This window comes from Pseudoalteromonas sp. PSi26, from assembly GCF_054960575.1.
The window spans coordinates 111,448-131,393 of sequence record NZ_JBHNYT010000012.1 but is presented as its reverse complement, the minus strand read 5'-3'; the positions used below and the strand labels follow the sequence as shown (position 1 = coordinate 131,393).

Sequence of the window (19,946 nt, the reverse complement as noted above, 5' to 3'; positions counted from 1 at the left end):
CTGCTATTTTATTGCTTGAATGCATGAATCAGTAATAGCTTGCCAGTTTTCTTGTGAAACCCATTCCTTTTTAGCAACCCAAGTTCCACCCACTGCAAATACGTTATTTAAAGAAAGATAATCCATTTTATTGTTTTCGCTTACACCACCTGTTGGGCAAAAGCTAACTGTTCTAAACACACTCGATACAGCCGATACAAATGGCGCCCCACCAGCAAGTGAAGCAGGAAAAAGCTTCTGCTCCTCAAAACCATATTCTAGCGCCATTAAAATATCACCGGTATTTGATACGCCAGGTAAAACAGGTACGCCACACTTTGTTAGTGCGGTTAGTAATTTAGGAGATACCGCAGGGGTAACAATAAAATCAGAGCCAGCATCAATTGCTTGCTTTAAAATAACGTCGTTAGTCACTGTACCTGCGCCAACTTTAAGTTCAGGGACTTGCTCTTTAATGGCTTTTAAAGCATCAATAGAGGCATCTGTTCTTAGCACAACTTCAACCAGAGTAAGGCCTGCTTTAGCCATTGCTTTTGCAATCTGTACACCCTGCTCTGGTGTATCAGCTTGAATTATAGGTAGCAGTGTTTGCCCTGACATAAGTTCAGAAAAGCGAGTCATAACGTTGTTCCTTTAGTTTAAGTAATTTGGCCGAGGTATGGAGGCCTTAAATTTTATTAAATGCCAGCTTCAACCATTGCATGCTGAAAAACATCTTTTGGTGCAATGGCACCCGGTTGTTGAATAACAGCTCCGGCTGCTTTAGCGCCCAATTGAACTGCACCTGCAATTGACTTACCTGAAAGTCGAGCACCTAAATAAACACCGTTAAAGGCATCGCCCGCTGATGTTGTATCTACAACCGTAGTTACAGGTATAATTGTGTGTCTTTGAAGTGTATTTTCTAATTGTGTAATAACAGAATTAGGACCATTTTTAACAACGATCTCATTAATTTGATATGGTTTTAAGTATTCGATGACCGCCTCAACACTATGTGCATTATAGAGTGTTGTTAAGTCTTCAACCCCTGGAAGGGTTACATCTGCAATACTAAACGCTAAATGATACTGCGCTTTAGTATCTTCAACACTCTCCCACAAACGGGCTCGGTAATTAGGATCGAATACAATTTTTACACCAGCATCTTTAAGTTGCTTTAAAATAGCCCAAAATTGGTCACGTGATGTTTTATCTATAATCGCTAGAGATATTCCTGAAAAAAAGAACATGTCACCTTGGCATAATTGACTAACACAATCGGGGGTTAAAAATTCAACGGTTTTCTTTGCTGCTGAATCACTGCGCCAGTAAATAAAGCTTCGTTCACCATGTTCATCGGTCTCAATGTAATACATACCCGGTACTTTACTTTCGTGACTAAAGACGTACTGCGTATCAAGCTGTTCACTTTTAAAGCGCTCACGCATCTTTTTACTTAGGTTGTCTTGGCCTAGAGCTGTAATCACTGACGTATTGACTTTAGCAAAACAGCGCTTTAAATATACCGCTGAATTGTATACATCGCCTGCAAACGATTGATGTAGCGTAGCAGCACTCATAGCTCTGAGCTCCACCATGCATTCACCCATAAAATAAATAGTATTCATTTTTGAAAGTATCCTTTGTAATTAACTGCTATGCGCAAACACTGGCGTATTGGCATAGCAGTTAAAGCAGATTAGTCAGGCTTTTTAAGGGGTTCGATTTTAGGAATTAAAATCCATACTGCCGCCATAGCAATAATGGCAAGTGAAGCACCAATAATAAATGCCGGTGTATAGTTTCCATCAGCAGTCAAAATTGGTACAAGTGAAGTAAGGCCTACCGCACCCAATTTTGCAGCCATGCCTGAAAAACCAGACAAGGTACCGACCGCTTTTTTACCTAGTAAGTCACTTGGTAAAGTTTGGACATTACCAATAGCCGTTTGAAAACCGAACAGAATAACAGCCATTATAAGAACAGCCGTAGTTGGGCCTCCTGGGTTTGCCATAGCTAATAATGCAGGGAGCATAATTAAACAGCCAAGCGTAATTGTCAGCTTACGGGTTTTATCAGTATTCCAACCCGATTTAAGTCTGTTTTGAGCCAATAGACCACCAAACCATGCACCAAACATAGCACCTACATAAGGAACCCAACCATATATACCAATAGATTTAACGTCCATGGCATACACTTCGTTTAGGTAAATTGGTATCCAAAAAACAAATAACCACCAAATAGGATCTATCGCTGCTGATGCAATAATGACGCCCCAGCTTTGTTTACGAGAAAGTAGCTCGCCAGTAGAAGGGTTGTACTCTTCTTCATCTTCACCTGTTACGTCGCCATTGTCATCAACGCGTCTTTGGCCCGTTAAAATATATTCACGCTCTTCTTCACTGATCCACGGATGAGTTCCCGGTGGCGCTTTCACTAAAATCAACCATGGCACTAACCATAAAAAACCTAAAGCACCAACAAAAATAAATACCATTTGCCAGCTAAAATAAACCGTTAAATACGCAATTAGCGGTATTGCTATAATGCCACCAATTGCAGCACCTGAGTTAAAAATACCCTGTGCAAGTGCACGTTCTTTAGTAGGGAACCATTCAGCGTTTCCTTTAGCTGCACCTGGCCAGTTACCGGCTTCAGCTACACCTAAAATGGCACGAAAAATACTCAGACTTAAAACACCTTGCGCAAATGCATGAGCAATTGTTGCTAAGGACCACACACCAATTGATAAAACAAAACCAAAACGTGTACCTACCCAGTCAAATATTTTACCAAAAATGGCTTGACCAAATGCGTAGGCAAATACAAATACAATAGAAATGTTTGCGTATATTTGTTTACGTTCTAGAGCAGATTCATCAGGGAACATTTCTTCTACAATATCCGGCCAAAGTACACTAAGTGCTTGGCGATCAATGTAGTTTATGATGGTTGCTAACGCGATTAACGCAATAACCCACCAGCGTAAGCCTTTAAGTTGCATAATTATTCCTCAAGAAAGTCTTCACGAGCTGGACTAAATGTATCGATTAAAATACCACCTGTTGGGCACGTAGCACCATGATCTGCAAATGGAGGAATAAAACAGCTATCACCTGGTCTTAAAATTTCAGTTACACCGTCAATGTTAAAATGAAACTCACCCTCTACTACATAGGTTACTTGTGAATGTCTATGTGCATGGTTATAACCAATTGCGCCTTTTTCAAACCAAATTTTAACGGCCATTAGCTCCTCGTTAAAACCTAGCATTTGACGCTTTAAACCATTGCCTAAATCTTCAATTTCAGTTTTGTCACCAAATGAAAAATGTGCACTTTGCTTTTGCATCCTAATTACTCCTAATTATTCTTCAACGCATAAACGCCAAGACGGTCGTTTAAGGTGAATGACTTATTTTTAAATGTGAAATCGTTTTTAGCTGCGCTTTGTGACTTATTAATTGCAACTAGATAAGGCGTATCTTTTACGTTTAGTTCAACAAGTATCAAATCACCCTGTGTGCTGTACGTTAACTCAGATAGACGACTAACAGCCTCTAAGGTGTATTCTTTACTTGGGTTATATTCACCGTGAGGCTCTAGAACAGACACAAATGTATGTTGTTTTTGTCCTTCAACCCGGCGAATAAAGCCGCTTTCGTTGCGTAGATTAAAGTTAGGGTCATTTGCGCCTATTTGAGTAAATAAAAATGACTCATCACCATTAACTAGGCTTGTTTGCGTATAAAAGCGACCATTATCATTTAACCATGTTACCTTTGCTAACCCCTTTTCAGGCGTCGCTTGTCCCTTTAACCATAGGTGTTGATAACCGTTGCTTTCACCCAGAGCCTTTAGCTGCTTTGTATTAGCACGTAAGCCAAAGTTAGTATCAATAAGTTGACCTTTATAGTGTAAAGGCAAGTCAAATTGATGCGCTTTATTTGCATCTACATCGAACACATCAAGTGCTACAGTGCTTTCAAGCTCTGGTAGGTTAATAAGTGCTAAAGTACGTTTTAATTGAACCCCTTTATAAGCTGTGCTTATTTCACCGCTTGCTACAGTGCCAAACTCATTAGTTTCAAAAAAGTTAAGCTTTGGATAGTTATTGTTTCCTACTTCTACATTGGCATTAAAGTGAGATATTTCATCTACAACAACGGTATTATGCGCAACGGTATGTTTAGCGTAAGTGTTGTTCTCTGGAAGATAACGACCCCCATACTTAGCTTCTACATTTAAAAAGCGTGCTGCGCCGTAATCAGATACAATTTCGTTACCATGGTCGTAAAACTGCCATGTAAGCTTATCAAAGTGGCCATGGCCTAAACCTTGTGCTGCAGGTTTAAACAAAAGTGCTTGATCGCCACCTACCTCAGTACGCATAATAACTAAAGCGCCCTGGTTTCCATCGTTACCATCGCCAAAGGCAACTGATTTGAATGTGTATGGCGTTTCTTTTTCGTTATCAAGCGCTTGAGCAACCTTTAAACCGTCTCCCGTAAGGACTACTTGATCTTGATACTTAGCAATGTCTAAGTAACCTGCATCGTTAGTTAAACCGTAAGCAGCGGTAACACCTTGCACTAATTCAATCGTATCAATACCTTTACTTTTTATGGCGTCGTTAATTGGGAAGAACAAACCGTTGTAACTAAGCTGAATAGTGGTATCAATTGCTTTTAGCAAGATGCCATCGCGGTAATCGAAGATCTTTCTTTGCGGCTCGTTATTTTCTATCGCTTTTGCAAAAGTAACAAACGGCAGTAAGGCAAAACGCTGATAGTAAGGCCCTTCATTATAGTAACCCTGAGGTGAGAACAGCATTTCTAGCTGTTTAACAAATCCCCCTTTGCCAGATTTGTTTAGATCATAAAGTGATTTTTCTACCCACTCAGGTTCATCTAACACATAACCTGCCATACCCACACCCGCAGTAGCCCAAGTACCATGGTTATGCACTTTATTAAATGTTGAAGGCTGACCTACTGACGTAAACAATGAAACAGGACGTAATAAATCGTCTTCTATCACTTTTTTATTTTCATCATTTAGCGAGTCATGAATTAAGTCATAAGCTTGAATGGTGTATACAAGCCACATTGCTTCATTCAAGCTTTGCCAAAAAAACTTACCTGGGTTTTGAGAATTCATTTTACGTTTTGGGTGTAACCCTAGCGTAGGGTAAAGCTCAGCGTATTCAAGCAACATATCGCGCACATAATTTGCGTATTTATCATCTTGGCTTAATTGATAAATCACACCTGCGCTGTACATTAGTTGGTAATTTTTTTTGTGTCGCTCATGGGTATAGCCACCGCCGCCATCTTTTGGCACTGGTACGGTAATTGGCTTTGCCATTTGCTCATCAACTTGCGCTTTTAACGTGTTATAAGCGTGTGCAAATTTTCCATTTTCATGTGAGCTGATAGCTTGGCGCATCAACTTTACATCGTCAGTTGTAATAACTAAATTAGGGTGCGCAGCATGTGCCCCTAAAGATAAAAGTAAGGTCGCTGCTAAAGACGCGATTTTAAAACTTTTTAGACGTTTAAGTATTTTGATCATTATTACCCCGCCTTCTTGTTTGTCGTTTTATTGTTTTTTATTATCGCTGTGTGTGGGCCTTTTACTCTGAGTTCTTTAGCACTTGGCGATTTTGTAGCATTAAATGTATTGTTTAATATCTGTGTTTTAGGTTCACCCACAGTATGCTCTACGACTATTGGAGCCGATTCAACAAACTGATTATCAGTAATATTAGTAACTTGAACACCGTGAACATACACGCTCGCTTGCTCTTTATTACGCTTACCAAGGCCTACATTGTTTAGTGTGTTATTGCTCATTTGAAGGTGAGGGCCAAACGTACTTTCGTCACTACCACCTCGATAGAGCTTAAGCAAAGCACCATCCACGTTGTTAAATGTATTATTTTTTACAATAACGTACTCAGCGTTATAAATGCCTAAGTCTTCAATTTCGGTATTAAGGCTGATTACATTGCCGGTTACGTTATCGAATTTATTACTCATTAACACTACGTCATCAGCCATCGCCCCTTTGCCAGTAACAAAAAAGTGAAACGAATGATTAATATCTAAATGAGTGATATTAGAGTTATGCATTTCAAAGCGGTAGTTTTCAATCATGCCCCATTTTTGAGTTCGAACCACACTGTTGCCAATCGCATCGGGGGCATTTTCACCTGATATTAATAAACCATTTAGCTTTAAACTACCGCCGTCATGAATTTCAAATAAAGTTGAACGTTGGAAGGTAAGCTTAGCCTGACCTTGTAACTTAGCTTTAATAGTGAGTGTTTTATCTATTTTGACTAATTTAGATATATCGTATTGCCCTGCTGCAAGCTCCAATACGTCGCCAGGTTTAGCATCGGCAATCGCATTTAACAACGCATTTTCGCCAGCCTTAACATTAATGACTTTACCCGAGCCAAACTCTATTAATGCCGGGATTTTCGGATACCAGCTAACTCCGGTATCTTCTTTTTTAAGAACTTTTAAGCCTCGTTTTGCTCCCGCTTTAATGTTAGTAGATTCAGGGTAAAGCAAACCATTACTCGCTTTAGTTAACGCAACAGTTTGTGTTTTTACACCATAGGCTAACTCATCAAGTACTTTAGTATTAGCAACGTTATTACTAAAAGCAATACCACTTACATCATCAAATGTAGTAAATGGCTGCTGCTTATTTTGGTTAATAATAAGGTTGTTTTTCATGATACTATTTTTAGGCGCAGCACTTCGTTCAGCATCACTGCCGGCAGCAAGTTGTATGTGCTGAACATTTACAAATGTATTATTTTCAATGGTCGCGTTTTCTACTTGGTGATAACGGTTTATCGATGAATTTGGTACACCATTCATTACAGTAAAACCACTACCAAAACGGTAGCCCGTTAAACCTTGTAAGTAGTTATTTTTAACAATTTGGTTTTTATTAATAACGCGAATACCACCGGTGTGATCTACCCCATTACCAAAGAAAATGTTTTCTTCAATAAGGTTACCGTTACCATGTCGAAGCGTTAACGTACCGCGCGCTTCAAAAAATACGTTATTACGAATAATATTTTTGCCTGACTTAACCGAAATAATTTCTACTTCACCATTAGTACGCTCAAAATAATTGTTCTCTACTAATGTGTGTGAATCAGTTAATGAGTAATGGCTGGTACCAATGCGAAGAGTTTCGCCACCGTTTGAACCAAATGTAGGGCGGTAACCAAAAAAGTTATCATCAATTTTGTGGTAATTTTGCTGGCTTTGTTCTGTATTTAAACGAACTGCAACAGTAACCCCTTTATTACGCTTACCGACTAAATGACTGTGGTCAAACTGGTTGTGCTGGCCATACAATGCCACCCAGTAATCTGATTCTCGTTTATCTGGATTATTATAATTATCGATTACAACGTTAGTAACGCGTGAATGGTAAGCTAACTCTTTTTTATTGCGGCGGAACTCAATTACTGCTGAACTTGGCGTATAACCCTCTTTGAACACTAAGCCAGAAACCTCAAGATATTGACCCGCAAGACGAAGATTAGATTGGCCAGATAAAATAACCTTGCCGTGTGTTTCGGCTGTTAACGTAATAGGCGCATTTTTTGTACCTTGGCCTTGTAATAAAATTTCGAAATTAAGCCAAGTTCCATTTTTAAGAACAACGTTATCGCCTGCAACTAAGTTTGCCGCAATATCGTTAAAAGCCTGTTTGTTGTCTACAAAATAATCTTTGGCCGCTATTTGTGTAGATAGGCAACCGATGAGAACTAGACTAAGCTTTATTATATTAATCAAACGCATAGTTAACTCTTTTTCGTTGTGACTAAGTAAATGCGCTATCAGAGATTACTGTGCTGACAATACATAAAGACTTAAGTCGATTGGTGTCATGTGTGATGAAGCGCTTTAATTAAAAACTTAAAGCGCTTTAGAACTAAAAATTACTTTTCTAGTTTTTTGAAGTAATCGAAAATTTCTGGCACGTTACCTTGGCCCATACCCGCGTCAAATGCCGCTTGTAAATTAGTAGACGAACCCTCTGCAATTTTTGATTGAGTACCTAAGTCTTCAACCATTTGTAGAAAGTAACCTAAGTCTTTATTTGCATTCGCAATAGAAAAACCAAGGTCGCTTACATTGTCTACTGCATAATTCTTACAAAAATGCATGAATGGAGAATTTGACGGGCCGGTAGACATGATGTCAAACAACTGTTGACGGTCAACACCAGCAAGCTCTGCTACAGCAAACGCTTGAGACATAGCACATACGGTTGTCATTCCCATAAAGTTATTGATCAGCTTTGTTGTGTGCCCAGCGCCTAAATCACCTAAGTGAAAAACGTTCTCGCCTTGATCTTCTAACACTGACTTCACTTTGTTAAAAGTTGCCATGTCGCCAGAAGCCATAATATTTAATAAACCATCTTTTGCATGTGCAGGTGTACGACCAAGCGGTGCGTCAATCATACCAGCACCTTTTGCAGCTAAATCAGCGCCAATTTTTTTAGTTGAAGATGGAATTGATGTCCCAAAATCAACAAGTACTGCGCCTTCTTTAATGCCCGCTAAAATACCGTCATCAGCGTAAACTATTTTTTCAACGACCGCTGACGTTGTTAGACAAAGCATTACAATATCTGCACCTGAAGCTAGTTCTTTTGCTGTGCTTGCTGTTTTAGCGCCTCGAGCAACACATGCAGCAACTGCATCTTTACTCAAATCCATAACAATCAGCTCATAGCCTTTGTTTTGTAAATTTTCGGCCATATTGCCGCCCATAAGGCCTAGACCGATGAAACCGATTACAGGTTTTGACATGAATAACTCCTAGATATGATGGCGCAAACTTTTATGATTATGAGTAATGATTTACCCCATAAAATAGGTACGCTCTGTCTTTATTTAATTCAGTAGAGCCACTTTATTAGATAAATAAAATAAGGTTTGTACTTCTTAAAGTAAGTAAAATGGCTTATCTAACTCTCATTAAACGCACCGTTTTTATCTCTTATTTACTTATATAATCATGTGTAACTCTGATTATTTACTAAGCCATTTAGCAACAACACTCAAGAGGTTACCAATTGGTATGTAAAAACATTATTACCAAACGCCTTTATTGTCAACCAATAAGTTATTTCTGTAAGCTAGAAAGTTACAACCAAAAGTTAATATAAATAATATAATCCAATAAATACAACACGTTAATGACCATCAAATTAAACTTCCATGTCGAAACGTTGTTAAATAATATTTAAACAAATAGACTTTAAGAGGTTGACCAATAATCGTAAGATTGGCTGACCATCTTCATTGAATGCCATAATTGGTAATTAAGTTAAACTGTTGATCCATCTATCAACAAATGATGATTCAGTTAGGCATACCTAAATATTAAAGAGTACATCTTTGCTTGTAATACACATTTCCTGCCCTCATATAATTTAAAACTCATAAAATAATCAGCTGTCTCTAAATATGTTTCTAGAAATCGATATAGCTGATGAATTACATAAAAATAAAGCCTGAGGTTCATTAAATGCGCTTATTACACACTATGCTTCGCGTTGCCGATTTAGAAAAATCTATCGCGTTTTATACCCATATTCTCGGCATGAAAGAGCTTAGACGCTCTGAAAATGAAGAGTACCGATATACATTGGCCTTTATAGGCTATGGCGACGAAAAAGATACAACCGTCCTTGAGCTCACATACAACTGGGATCAAAGTAGTTACAGCTTAGGAGACGCCTACGGGCACATCGCCATTGAATTTGAAGACATATATAAAGCGTGCGATGACATAAAAGCGGCAGGTGGAAATATCAGTCGAGAACCCGGCCCAGTTAAAGGTGGGACAACCCAAATTGCATTCGTTAAAGACCCTGATGGGTATGCAATTGAGCTTATTCAGAAAAAATCATAAATAATAATGTGTAGTATTTTACCCATAAAAAAAGGTGCCTTGGGCACCTTTATCGTAATTGACTATCTTTACTACCACGGCGATTAAACGCCTTAGAATTACTTGGTAGCCCTTCTAATTCCGCTTGGCATGAAATGCAGTAGCGCACACCTGGTAATGCTAACCTTCTTGCTTGTGGTATTTTCTCGTCACACTCATCACAAAGCTCAGCACTAGCTCCTGAAATTAGGTTACTTCTTGCGTATTGCACTGCATCGTTAACACTTGCATCTATTTGCTCTTGAATTGCGCCATCTCGCGCCCATCCACTTGCCATAAATCCTCCTCTTTTTCTGGAAGTTTTATATAGGTTAACAAGTAAAATATTTATAAGCCCTGAATAGAGAAGAGATAAAATTAAAGCAGCTAAAAAGCTGCTTTATCATACCGATTATTCAATTAAATATTAAAGACTATAATCAACAACCTTCATACCTAATTTCTCAAGCTCTGGACGCAATGTCTTTGCATCTCCAACCACTAGGTAAATCATATCTTTAGCATTTAAGTGCTTTTTAGCTAAAGCATTAATTTCTTCTTTACTAATAGTGCTAACAATCTTATTTCTTTCTTTTACAAAGTTAGGTTCTAAATCAAACTCTAAAATTTGTGCCAAAAAGCCAAGTTTTGCATTAGGGGTTTCGTATTTAAGCGCATCTTTTTGGTTAATTGCCTTACGCATAAACATCAGCTCTTCGTCTGATACACCGTTTTGAGCGTAGTTATTAAGCTCATTAGTAAACTCTGTAATAGACGCAGCAGTCGAATCAGCTCTTACTGCTGCAGAGGCTGTAAAACCACCTGATGTTTTATCACCCCAAAAACGTGAACGAGCACCATATGTATAGCCTTTATCCTCTCGTAAATTTAGATTGATACGGCTGTTAAAAGTACCACCAAGCGCAAAGTTCATTAAATTAGCTTTAAAAAATTCACCTGTAATATCTTCAACCATATCGCGTTTACCGATACGAATTTGTGATTGCGGCGCACCAGGTTTATCCACAAGATAAATTACGTTTGTTTGAACGTTAGGCTCGGTAAAGTCTACATCAAAACTTTGGCCTTTCCCTTGCCAGTTAGCAAGTGCTGATTTAACTTTTGGTTCGACATCAGCTTCACTTAAATCTGACACTATAATGACTTGAGCACCTTGTGGTTTAAAGTTGGCTTTATAAAAGCTTTTAACATCAGCAAGTGTAATTGCTTCTATACTTTGCACAGTGCCACTGCTATCTATAGAAGCGTTGCTGCTGCCATACAATAACTTTAAATATGCAATATGAGCTAAATACCCTGCACTTTTCATTGCATTTTTTATGTTCTGAATGTTTTTCTTTTTATGGCGAGCAAATTCCTTCTGGTTGAATGCTGGCTTAAGTAACTTTTCTTGAAGCAATTTTAAAGTGGCATCTAAATTCTTAGTCAAACTAAATATGTTCACATTGATATGAGTATTATTAGCCGAAATATCTATTTGGCTACCTAACTTTTCAAGTTCATTGCTAATTTTTTCTGTCGTGTAGCTTTTTGTAGACTCTCCCATAAGAGATGCCACTAGAAATGATAGACCTGCTTTGTCGCTACTTTCATGATACTGGCCACCAGGTACTTTTATTAAAATATCAGTCGTTGGCGTTTCTGTGCTTTGAGTGCCTAATATATTAATACCATTATCAGTCTTAGTTTCCCAATAACTGGGGAGTTTAACAGCAGGGCTTGCCCCAGCCTCTGGCTGTATACTTCTATCAAACTTATCAACTGCCTTTCTGACTACTAAGCCATCTGTTGATGCAGAAGATAACTCACTAAAATCATGTGGTTTCGGAATGAAGTTATCAGGTGCTGCTATAAGTTGAGTTTTTCCTTGCGGTACTACACTCGTTATGACGGCGGGCTTATCCTTAATATATTGATTAAATACACGCATAACATCTGCTTGCGTGACATTTCTATAGCGAGTAATCTCATTTCTAAATGAATTTGGATTACCCGTAAATGTCTCCGATTCGGCAAGCCGAGATACTTTACCCGATACGCTTTGAAGCTCACGAATTGCTTGTGACTCTGTTTTTACTTTGATTTTGTTTAAATCACTTTCCAACACGCCTCGCTTTTCAAATTCAGCTAGTGAATTTCGGATGTTTTTTTCTATTTCAGCTAGACTTTGAACTGTTTTAGGAGCAACCACAGCGTACAATGTAAACTTACACGCTAACTCTTGGCATATATGCTCTACGCCAACTTTAACTGCAGTTTTTGTTTTTACTAGGTTTTTAAAGAGTATAGAGTTGTTATTTCCGCCTAATATTTCTGCAAGTACATCTAAGGCGGCTTCATCTTCTGTGCGCCCATATGTTGTAGGGATACTCATACCTAATAAAGGTAAATAAATTTTATCTTCTATTGATATATATCTATCTACATTAAGTTTTACAGGCTTCTTATTTACCGCTGGAATATCAGGTCCCTTAGGTATTGACTCAAAGTATTTAGCTACCAATGGCAAAATTTCACTAGCACTAATATCGCCACCAATTGTGAGTGTGGCATTACTGGGCCCATACCACTTTATAAAAAAATCTTTTAAATCATTCACATTTGCGCGGTTTAAATCGTCCATAAATCCCAATGTAGGCCACGAATACGGATGTCCATCGGGATACATTGCTTGTGAAACACGTTCACTTAATCGGCCATAAGGTTTATTGTCAACGCGCTCCCCCCTTTCATTTTTAACAGCCTCGCGTTGTACTTCAAATTTTTCTTGTGTCACAGAATCGAGTAAAAAACCCATCCTGTCCGCTTCAAGCCACAATACTGTTTCAAGTTGATTTACTGGTACTGTTTCAAAGTAATTAGTGCGATCCGAATTAGTTGTACCACCTGTAATACCACCTGCTTCTGAGATTATTTTAAAGTGCTCTTCGTCAGCAACATTTTCAGATCCTTGAAACATCATATGCTCAAAAAAATGAGCAAAACCTGACTTACCAAGTTCTTCACGAGCAGATCCAACATGGTAAGTAACATCAACGTGCACAAGTGGATCTGAATGATCTTCATGCACTATAACTGTTAGACCATTATCAAGTTTATATTTTTTATAAGGTATGTTGATATCGTTAGGATTAGCTTGAACAGATTCTATGAGTGTAACGCCTGGAATTGATACTTCTGCTACTGTATTTTTATCAATTGCTTGGGTTAAGCTATTACAAGCAGCTAACCCTGATGCTAATAATACTGCAAGTGCTATTTTTGAGAGTTTCATTTTTTAGTCCATTTTTAATTAACTCAATGAGTTTAAGGACTAAGTAGACTTACAACAAGTCGTATGGGAGTGAGATTTCTATGGTTTTGTAACTAAGTGTAAACATTTGATCTTTACGAGAAGATAAAGTTTAGGAGGAAATTTATGGATATCTTAATAACACTTCACTTCTCTATTGAATAAGTAAGTGGCGTCCCCAAGGGGATTCGAACCCCTGTTACCGCCGTGAAAGGGCGGTGTCCTAGGCCTCTAGACGATGGGGACACATAAATGTGTCACTAGGACAACTGAATGGTTTTTCTCGATTCAGGCGAGCTTTCTTAATAACACTACACTAACTATTAAAATAGTAAGTGGCGTCCCCAAGGGGATTCGAACCCCTGTTACCGCCGTGAAAGGGCGGTGTCCTAGGCCTCTAGACGATGGGGACACATAAATGTGTCACTAGGACAACTGAATGGTTTGACTCGTTTCAGGCGAGCTTTCTTAATAACACTACACTAACTATTAAACTAGTAAGTGGCGTCCCCAAGGGGATTCGAACCCCTGTTACCGCCGTGAAAGGGCGGTGTCCTAGGCCTCTAGACGATGGGGACACATAAATGTGTCACTAGGACAACTGAAAGTTTAGGCTCGATTCAGACGAGCTTTAATAACACTACCTTACTATATAATAGTAAGTGGCGTCCCCAAGGGGATTCGAACCCCTGTTACCGCCGTGAAAGGGCGGTGTCCTAGGCCTCTAGACGATGGGGACACTAAAAAGTGTCACTAGGACAACTGAAAATTTAGACTCGATTCAGACGAGCTTTAATAACACTACCTTACTGTATAATAGTAAGTGGCGTCCCCAAGGGGATTCGAACCCCTGTTACCGCCGTGAAAGGGCGGTGTCCTAGGCCTCTAGACGATGGGGACACTAAAAAGTGTCACTAGGACATTTGATAAGTTAAACTCACATCATGAGTTGCTAAGGTAATGCGTATTTTACAAGTAAAGACTCGAGCTTTAAGTGTTACGCTACTCTCTTGGTATAACCACCTCTAGTATAAACTAGATGGCGTCCCCAAGGGGATTCGAACCCCTGTTACCGCCGTGAAAGGGCGGTGTCCTAGGCCTCTAGACGATGGGGACGCAGAAAACTGCTACCCTAGGACAAACACTAATAATTGGTGGAGCTATGCGGGATCGAACCGCAGACCTCTTCACTGCCAGCGAAGCGCTCTCCCAGCTGAGCTATAGCCCCAACTTAATCAACACTCGCCGTAATAACTACGTCGTGTATTGCTTAGTGCGGGGCGCATTCTATGCACCACCCAAAATAAAGTCAACAGTTTTTTATCCAGCTTTATTTAAATGGTTTAATTTTCAACAAACTGGCTATCAAGCATGCTAAAAAACACAATTTGATTAAAATCATTACCCTAATGCGACTCCCCTACACTTTTATTTTAGGTAGCGTTGTTAGTCAGTGAATTGTAGTTCGCTACTCTCCCCTCAAAAGGTATACATTTATATGCAATTCAAACTTTGCAAATATAATTTATAAAATACCGACCTAACATCGCACTTTCATATCAACAGGCCAGTTGGGTAAATGCAGTAAAACACACATGCTTTTTTATAATTGCACTTTGAAATACTTTTTCTATTTTGTTTGTTATGACTTTTTAGAGAGGTAACAAAATATATATTCTTATTAAAGAAAGTTTAAATGTTCAACAATGAAAAGTAATCGCTTGTATATTCTCCCAAAAAACTAGATTAGCCACTAATGTGATTTATAAACACCACAAAAACACCACACAATTATGCTACCGAACATGTTTTGCCTATAAAATAGACGCCCGCCATATCTTGTTGTTTATAAAACCTTCATTCAGTACATTTTTGTCATTCAAGTGTTGACACATTTTCAACTCTATCTATAATAGCGCCCCACAACAACGCAGCAATGTGATGTTGTTTAGATGCGGGTGATTAGCTCAGTTGGGAGAGCATCGCCCTTACAAGGCGAGGGTCACTGGTTCAAGTCCAGTATCACCCACCACTTTTAAAAGTGTCCGCATCTAATTTCTATACGGACCCTAAGTTCATTTAGAAAAAGAGGGCATCACTGCTACTCATATGTAACAGAGAAGTTCACTGGTTAAAGTCCAGTACTATTTATTTTAATAGTAGCGTTTTAATTTATATGTGGGTGATTAGCTCAGTTGGGAGAGCATCGCCCTTACAAGGCGAGGGTCACTGGTTCAAGTCCAGTATCACCCACCACATATAAAACCTATTATAAAAATAGTAGTTTAAATTGTAATATGGGTCGTTAGCTCAGTTGGGAGAGCATCGCCCTTACAAGGCGAGGGTCACTGGTTCAAGTCCAGTACGACCCACCATTCTCAGAATGGTGCATATTACAAAAATCTAAATGGGTCATTACTCAGTTTAGAAAAAAGAGAGCATTACCGCTACTTCCAAGTAACGGCGAGGTTCACTGGTTAAAGTCCAGTACTATTTATTTTAATAGTAGCGTTTTAATTTATATGTGGGTGATTAGCTCAGTTGGGAGAGCATCGCCCTTACAAGGCGAGGGTCACTGGTTCAAGTCCAGTATCACCCACCACATATAAATCTATTATATTAATAGTCGCGTTTTAAAATTTAATATGGGTCGTTAGCTCAGTTGGGAGAGCATCGCCCTTACAAGGCGAGGGTCACTGGTTCAAGTCCAGTACGACCCACCATTCTTAGAATGGTGCATATTAAATATATAATTTGGGTGATTAGCTCAGTTGGGAGAGCATCGCCCTTACAAGGCGAGGGTCACTGGTTCAAGTCCAGTATCACCCACCAAATTATACCAAGCGATTAATTGATAAGTTTAAAAAAGTAATACCTATTATATGTGGGTGATTAGCTCAGTTGGGAGAGCATCGCCCTTACAAGGCGAGGGTCACTGGTTCAAGTCCAGTATCACCCACCACATATAAATACTTCCTCGATATCTATTTTTAATTCCTTTCCTGTTTTTATTAAATTCCTGTTTGAATATTTAGATTTACTATAAAAAGAGCATCGCCTTTCTTTACAAGTAATGGCAAAGTTCACTGGCTCAAGTCCAGTATCACCCACCACATATAAATACTTCCTCGATATCTATTTTTAATTCCTTTCCTGTTTTTATTAAATTCCTATTTGAATATTTAGATTTACTATAAAAAGAGCATCGCCTTTCTTTACAAATAATGGCGAGGGTCACTGGTCAAGTCCAGTATCACCCACCAAATATAAATAGTTCATTAATACCCTACTCTTAGTTATTCTTATTCAATACCTATTCAAATACGTACATAACCCGTTATTGCAGCCCTGGATAAAAATGACACTTTATGACCATATAAACGTATTAGTTAAACTTAATTACCTAATAAATACAGCTAGCATTTAAATTCTCTTGTAAGCAGCTAAACTGTTGATTATAGTCTGTGTTAAAAGTGATAACGCTTAAGCCAATGCCAACTAAGATATTTTCAAAAGCCAAAATACTAATAGTCGAAGAGCAACCGCTTGCTCAAAGCTATATGAAACAATCGTTAGAAAGGCTCGGCTTTCGGCAGTTGAGTTTTGCCGATCATGCAAATTCAGCCAAAGAGCAATGCTTAAGTGAATCGTTTGATTTAATTGTGTGTTCGTTTAATTTAAACAAACACCAAGACGGTTACCAATTGTACGAAGAGCTAAGAGTAAAAAAACTTATAAAAAACTCCACTGGTTTTATCTTTATTTCAGCTGAAACAAGTGGCTCATTAGTACACAGTGTACTTGAGCTTCAACCGGATGATTTTTTAGTTAAACCTTTTACAGGGCAAGAACTCAAGACACGAATTGAACGTATTTTAAAGCGCAAACACGATCTTCAAACCGTATACACGCTTATTGATGATGGCAATGATTCAAAAGCAGTAAAATATATTGATGCCGCACTTGAAAGAAAAGACAATAATTACAGCCCTATCTTACTTCGCCTGAAAGGTGACGCTCTTCTTCGGTTAAAGCGGGCTCAAGAGGCCAAAGATTTTTTTAAATCCGTGCTCGACATTCAAAAATTTGCCTGGGCAAAGGTGGGGCTAGTTGAAGCGCTTATAGCAAACAACGAGCACATTTTGGCGCAGCGCATGTTAAAAACCATGCTAGAACGTCAAGAAACCCGCCTTGTTGCATTAGACTTACTAGGCCGGTTAGAAATAAAACTCAATCAATTTGAATTGGCACAAGATTTTTTGAGTCAAGCTGCCACAATTGCACCACGTAATATATCGCGTCAAAAATCGTTAAGTACGGTCTCGTTAATTAATCACGACTACGAAAAAAACTATCTTACACAAAAAGATATAGCAAACTTTGCTAAGCACTCTATTTACGATCATCCCGACATTTACTTAAATGCGGCTCGAGCAGGAATCGATTTTGCGTTAACAACAGATCAAACTGATCAAGTGCAACGAATTTCAAGGCAAACAAATAAATATATAAACGACTTAAAAACCCAATTTCCTAACAGTACGAATCAATCGCAAATTGATGTGCTTAATGCTCGGCTTCATTATTTAAAAGATGAACATCAAAAAGCTAAAAAGCTCATTGAACAATTAGAAGATGACGACTCAATAATACGCTCAGTAGATGGCGCACTTGATAAAGCAAAAGCCTTTCATGAGCTAGGGTTTCATCAAAAGGCGCAAATGTTATTTTCACAAATAATTAATCATTGTGAAAGACACCCAAATACCAGCGAACCCACCTACTTACGTTATATACAGCAACAACAAAGCGAACGACGTGACATTAAAATGGGGCCAAAAGAACTTAATAACCATGCGGTAACCCAATTTAACAAAGGGCAATTAAACACAGCACTTGAAGCATTTACGCATGCGTTTAGAGTTATGCCACGCAATCAAAGCATTGCACTTAATTTATTACAGTGCTTGTTTGATTCGACCAAGCAAAGTGGCAGCTCATTGAATATAGGACTTGCTAAAAAGTGCTACGCCTTATTGGACAAATCTGATCTGCCAGCAGATCAAGCGCAGCGCTTAGATAAAATTATGAATCAAGCAAAAGAGATGAAGCTAAACCTCAAAGACTAAAGCTTTTTCATTGCTGCGCCATTAACGCAGTATCGAAGGCCCGTTGGTAGTGGGCCATCTGGAAATATATGCCCTAAATGCGCATCACACACGTTGCATACAACCTCTACACGCTCCATGCCATGACTGACGTCACGTACATAGCCAATTGCTTCTATCGTTGCTGGCTGAGTAAATGAAGGCCAGCCTGTTCCGCTTTCAAATTTTTCGTCAGCATCAAACAATAAATTATCACAACAAACACACACATATTTACCGGGTTCTAGTAATGTACAACTGCCAGACATATCAGGACGCTCTGTCCCCTTCATACGAGTTACGTAGTATTCGTTTTCTGATAATTGTTCACGCCATTGTTCATCTGTTTTAGTGACTTTTTTTCTGGGTGTCGGATTGCCATTTTTGGCAAAATTAATCACATCGTTCCATTTCAACATAGTAACCTCATGAAAACCTGTATTACGAATAGGGTAAATAATCTGAGCTCTGGATAATAAATTTATATAAAACGAAGATCAGGTTATATGGCTAAATCTTTTTATTGTTACGTGGATGAATGACGCCGCGATCAAGCTTGTTCAAAGGTAATCGTTTGCTTTTCTGCAGTAGTAAAAATGCGCTGCATAAACGCCTCTAACTCCGCTTTTTTAACGGGTAAGCTAACACTTAGCTGCCGGTCATTATTGCTACAAATAATTAGCTCGTCATCTTTACTCACTACGCGCTCAATACTTTGTATAACCAGCCAATTTGGACCATGTTTTTTATCAAAAAAGCCCATTAAGCTAAACACTAGTAAGTGCTGCGCATCGCGTTGAACAAAGTGCTCTAAACGGTTTCGCGCTTTAAATAGTGGGGTAAGCCTATACATGCTTGAACAAAATACAAACACCCAGACTCCTATCAGCACTTTAAACCACATAACTTCAAATAACTCAAAAGCAAACATTAAACCAATAAGCACAAAACCGATGAGTGCAATGATTAATGCTATTTTTTTGTTTACTGAGTCCACTATGAATCCTTTTTAAGATCTTTTTTATCATCTGATGCTTTTTCTGTTGGCTCAGGCCAATCTTTAAAAAACACGGTTAAATAACGACTTTTAACTAAATACCAAAGCACCCAAAACACAATAACCATTTGCACCGCTAAAAAAAGTGAAAACCGGTAATGGCTATGTGCCGCTTGTACTATTAGCCACGTTAAATCTATTAGCGCGCATACAATTAATGGCCAACGCATATGCCGCCAAATACTCGCCAATCTGTCAGTGGCGCTATGTGAATCGCGAGGGCGGCGCAAGCAAAATAACAACGTAGGTAATATCGCAATACTGCCAATGGCAATAGCAATAAAAAAGTCGCTTTTAGAACTAAAAAATAACGACATTAAGTCAAGCTCTGGGCGTCGGCTCAGTGCCGCAATAACCCAAATAAAATAAGCACGCAGCAACACCACTACACTTAAGTGAAACGCAACAGGCGTACGATAACTCCCGTATTTATCCCAGTATTGAGGTCCGTATTGGCTCATT

General features: G+C 38.7%; 14 protein-coding genes and 14 tRNA genes. 9 read left to right on the top strand and 19 right to left on the bottom strand.

The annotated features are described in order from the left end of the window. Nucleotides 1-3: 3 nt before the first annotated feature. The 7 genes from eda to ACFI34_RS13920 all read right to left on the bottom strand — a co-directional run bounded on the left by eda (nucleotide 4) and on the right by ACFI34_RS13920 (nucleotide 8,841). A complete protein-coding gene (gene eda, locus ACFI34_RS13950) occupies nucleotides 4-621 on the bottom strand; it encodes a bifunctional 4-hydroxy-2-oxoglutarate aldolase/2-dehydro-3-deoxy-phosphogluconate aldolase (protein ID WP_462673907.1) in 618 nt (205 codons plus the stop codon). 56 nt (nucleotides 622-677) lie between these two features. Next, nucleotides 678-1,610 carry a sugar kinase gene (locus ACFI34_RS13945; protein ID WP_462673906.1) on the bottom strand — a complete coding sequence of 311 codons (933 nt, stop codon included), beginning with the start codon at nucleotides 1,608-1,610 and terminating at the stop codon, nucleotides 678-680. Nucleotides 1,611-1,681: 71 nt separating this feature from the next. Further along, a complete protein-coding gene (locus ACFI34_RS13940; RefSeq protein WP_462673905.1) occupies nucleotides 1,682-2,989 on the bottom strand; it encodes an MFS transporter in 1,308 nt (435 codons plus the stop codon). 2 nt (nucleotides 2,990-2,991) lie between these two features. Continuing rightward, the gene (locus ACFI34_RS13935) at nucleotides 2,992-3,336 is read right to left on the bottom strand and encodes a cupin domain-containing protein (RefSeq protein ID WP_006794594.1); all 345 of its coding nucleotides are present in this window, start codon (nucleotides 3,334-3,336) and stop codon (nucleotides 2,992-2,994) included. Nucleotides 3,337-3,347: 11 nt separating this feature from the next. Next, a complete protein-coding gene (locus ACFI34_RS13930; RefSeq protein WP_462673904.1) occupies nucleotides 3,348-5,558 on the bottom strand; it encodes a heparinase II/III domain-containing protein in 2,211 nt (736 codons plus the stop codon). Nucleotides 5,559-5,560: 2 nt separating this feature from the next. After that, the gene (locus ACFI34_RS13925) at nucleotides 5,561-7,822 is read right to left on the bottom strand and encodes a polysaccharide lyase 6 family protein (RefSeq protein WP_462673903.1); all 2,262 of its coding nucleotides are present in this window, start codon (nucleotides 7,820-7,822) and stop codon (nucleotides 5,561-5,563) included. Between the two features lie 140 nt (nucleotides 7,823-7,962). Next, nucleotides 7,963-8,841, bottom strand: coding sequence for an NAD(P)-dependent oxidoreductase (locus tag ACFI34_RS13920; protein ID WP_462673902.1), 879 nt, complete (start codon nucleotides 8,839-8,841; stop codon nucleotides 7,963-7,965). 721 nt (nucleotides 8,842-9,562) lie between these two features. Between ACFI34_RS13920 and gloA the strand changes: the two genes are divergently transcribed. After that, the gene (gene gloA / locus ACFI34_RS13915) at nucleotides 9,563-9,949 is read left to right on the top strand and encodes a lactoylglutathione lyase (protein WP_462673901.1); all 387 of its coding nucleotides are present in this window, start codon (nucleotides 9,563-9,565) and stop codon (nucleotides 9,947-9,949) included. A 49-nt stretch (nucleotides 9,950-9,998) separates the two neighbouring features. On the opposite strand, the gene ACFI34_RS13910 is transcribed toward gloA, so the two are convergent. The 9 genes from ACFI34_RS13910 to ACFI34_RS13870 all read right to left on the bottom strand — a co-directional run bounded on the left by ACFI34_RS13910 (nucleotide 9,999) and on the right by ACFI34_RS13870 (nucleotide 14,508). Next, a complete protein-coding gene (locus ACFI34_RS13910; protein WP_203984114.1) occupies nucleotides 9,999-10,265 on the bottom strand; it encodes a DksA/TraR family C4-type zinc finger protein in 267 nt (88 codons plus the stop codon). Between the two features lie 129 nt (nucleotides 10,266-10,394). After that, the gene (locus ACFI34_RS13905) at nucleotides 10,395-13,262 is read right to left on the bottom strand and encodes a M16 family metallopeptidase (protein WP_462673900.1); all 2,868 of its coding nucleotides are present in this window, start codon (nucleotides 13,260-13,262) and stop codon (nucleotides 10,395-10,397) included. Between the two features lie 188 nt (nucleotides 13,263-13,450). After that, nucleotides 13,451-13,526, bottom strand: a tRNA-Glu gene (locus ACFI34_RS13900). Nucleotides 13,527-13,616: 90 nt separating this feature from the next. Then, nucleotides 13,617-13,692, bottom strand: a tRNA-Glu gene (locus tag ACFI34_RS13895). Between the two features lie 90 nt (nucleotides 13,693-13,782). Continuing rightward, nucleotides 13,783-13,858: transfer RNA gene (locus ACFI34_RS13890), tRNA-Glu, on the bottom strand. Nucleotides 13,859-13,943: 85 nt separating this feature from the next. Next, nucleotides 13,944-14,019 (bottom strand) — tRNA-Glu (locus ACFI34_RS13885). An 85-nt stretch (nucleotides 14,020-14,104) separates the two neighbouring features. Further along, nucleotides 14,105-14,180, bottom strand: a tRNA-Glu gene (locus ACFI34_RS13880). 140 nt (nucleotides 14,181-14,320) lie between these two features. Next, nucleotides 14,321-14,396 (bottom strand) — tRNA-Glu (locus tag ACFI34_RS13875). Nucleotides 14,397-14,432: 36 nt separating this feature from the next. Continuing rightward, nucleotides 14,433-14,508 (bottom strand) — tRNA-Ala (locus ACFI34_RS13870). A gap of 728 nt (nucleotides 14,509-15,236) precedes the next feature. On the opposite strand from ACFI34_RS13870, the gene ACFI34_RS13865 reads away from it, so the two are divergent. From ACFI34_RS13865 to ACFI34_RS13830, 8 genes are all read left to right on the top strand, one after another. After that, nucleotides 15,237-15,312, top strand: a tRNA-Val gene (locus ACFI34_RS13865). Nucleotides 15,313-15,460: 148 nt separating this feature from the next. After that, a tRNA-Val gene (locus tag ACFI34_RS13860) sits at nucleotides 15,461-15,536 on the top strand. Nucleotides 15,537-15,579: 43 nt separating this feature from the next. Continuing rightward, nucleotides 15,580-15,655, top strand: a tRNA-Val gene (locus ACFI34_RS13855). Nucleotides 15,656-15,806: 151 nt separating this feature from the next. After that, a tRNA-Val gene (locus ACFI34_RS13850) sits at nucleotides 15,807-15,882 on the top strand. Between the two features lie 45 nt (nucleotides 15,883-15,927). After that, a tRNA-Val gene (locus ACFI34_RS13845) sits at nucleotides 15,928-16,003 on the top strand. A gap of 33 nt (nucleotides 16,004-16,036) precedes the next feature. Beyond that, nucleotides 16,037-16,112 (top strand) — tRNA-Val (locus ACFI34_RS13840). 54 nt (nucleotides 16,113-16,166) lie between these two features. Beyond that, nucleotides 16,167-16,242: transfer RNA gene (locus tag ACFI34_RS13835), tRNA-Val, on the top strand. Between the two features lie 529 nt (nucleotides 16,243-16,771). Further along, a complete protein-coding gene (locus tag ACFI34_RS13830; protein ID WP_006794530.1) occupies nucleotides 16,772-18,409 on the top strand; it encodes a response regulator in 1,638 nt (545 codons plus the stop codon). Here ACFI34_RS13830 and msrB read toward each other — a convergent pair. The 3 genes from msrB to ACFI34_RS13815 all read right to left on the bottom strand — a co-directional run bounded on the left by msrB (nucleotide 18,406) and on the right by ACFI34_RS13815 (nucleotide 19,945). Beyond that, on the bottom strand, nucleotides 18,406-18,846 hold the full coding sequence (msrB, locus tag ACFI34_RS13825; protein WP_462673899.1) for a peptide-methionine (R)-S-oxide reductase MsrB: 441 nt from the start codon (nucleotides 18,844-18,846) through the stop codon (nucleotides 18,406-18,408). The genes ACFI34_RS13830 and msrB overlap by 4 nt on opposite strands. 131 nt (nucleotides 18,847-18,977) lie before the next feature. Continuing rightward, the gene (locus ACFI34_RS13820; RefSeq protein ID WP_138741030.1) at nucleotides 18,978-19,424 is read right to left on the bottom strand and encodes a hypothetical protein; all 447 of its coding nucleotides are present in this window, start codon (nucleotides 19,422-19,424) and stop codon (nucleotides 18,978-18,980) included. Next, nucleotides 19,424-19,945: a DUF2919 domain-containing protein gene (locus ACFI34_RS13815; protein ID WP_462673898.1), complete on the bottom strand. Its 522-nt coding sequence runs from the start codon at nucleotides 19,943-19,945 to the stop codon at nucleotides 19,424-19,426. Before ACFI34_RS13815 ends, ACFI34_RS13820 begins: the two co-directional genes overlap by 1 nt. Between the last annotated feature and the right edge of the window lies 1 nt (nucleotide 19,946).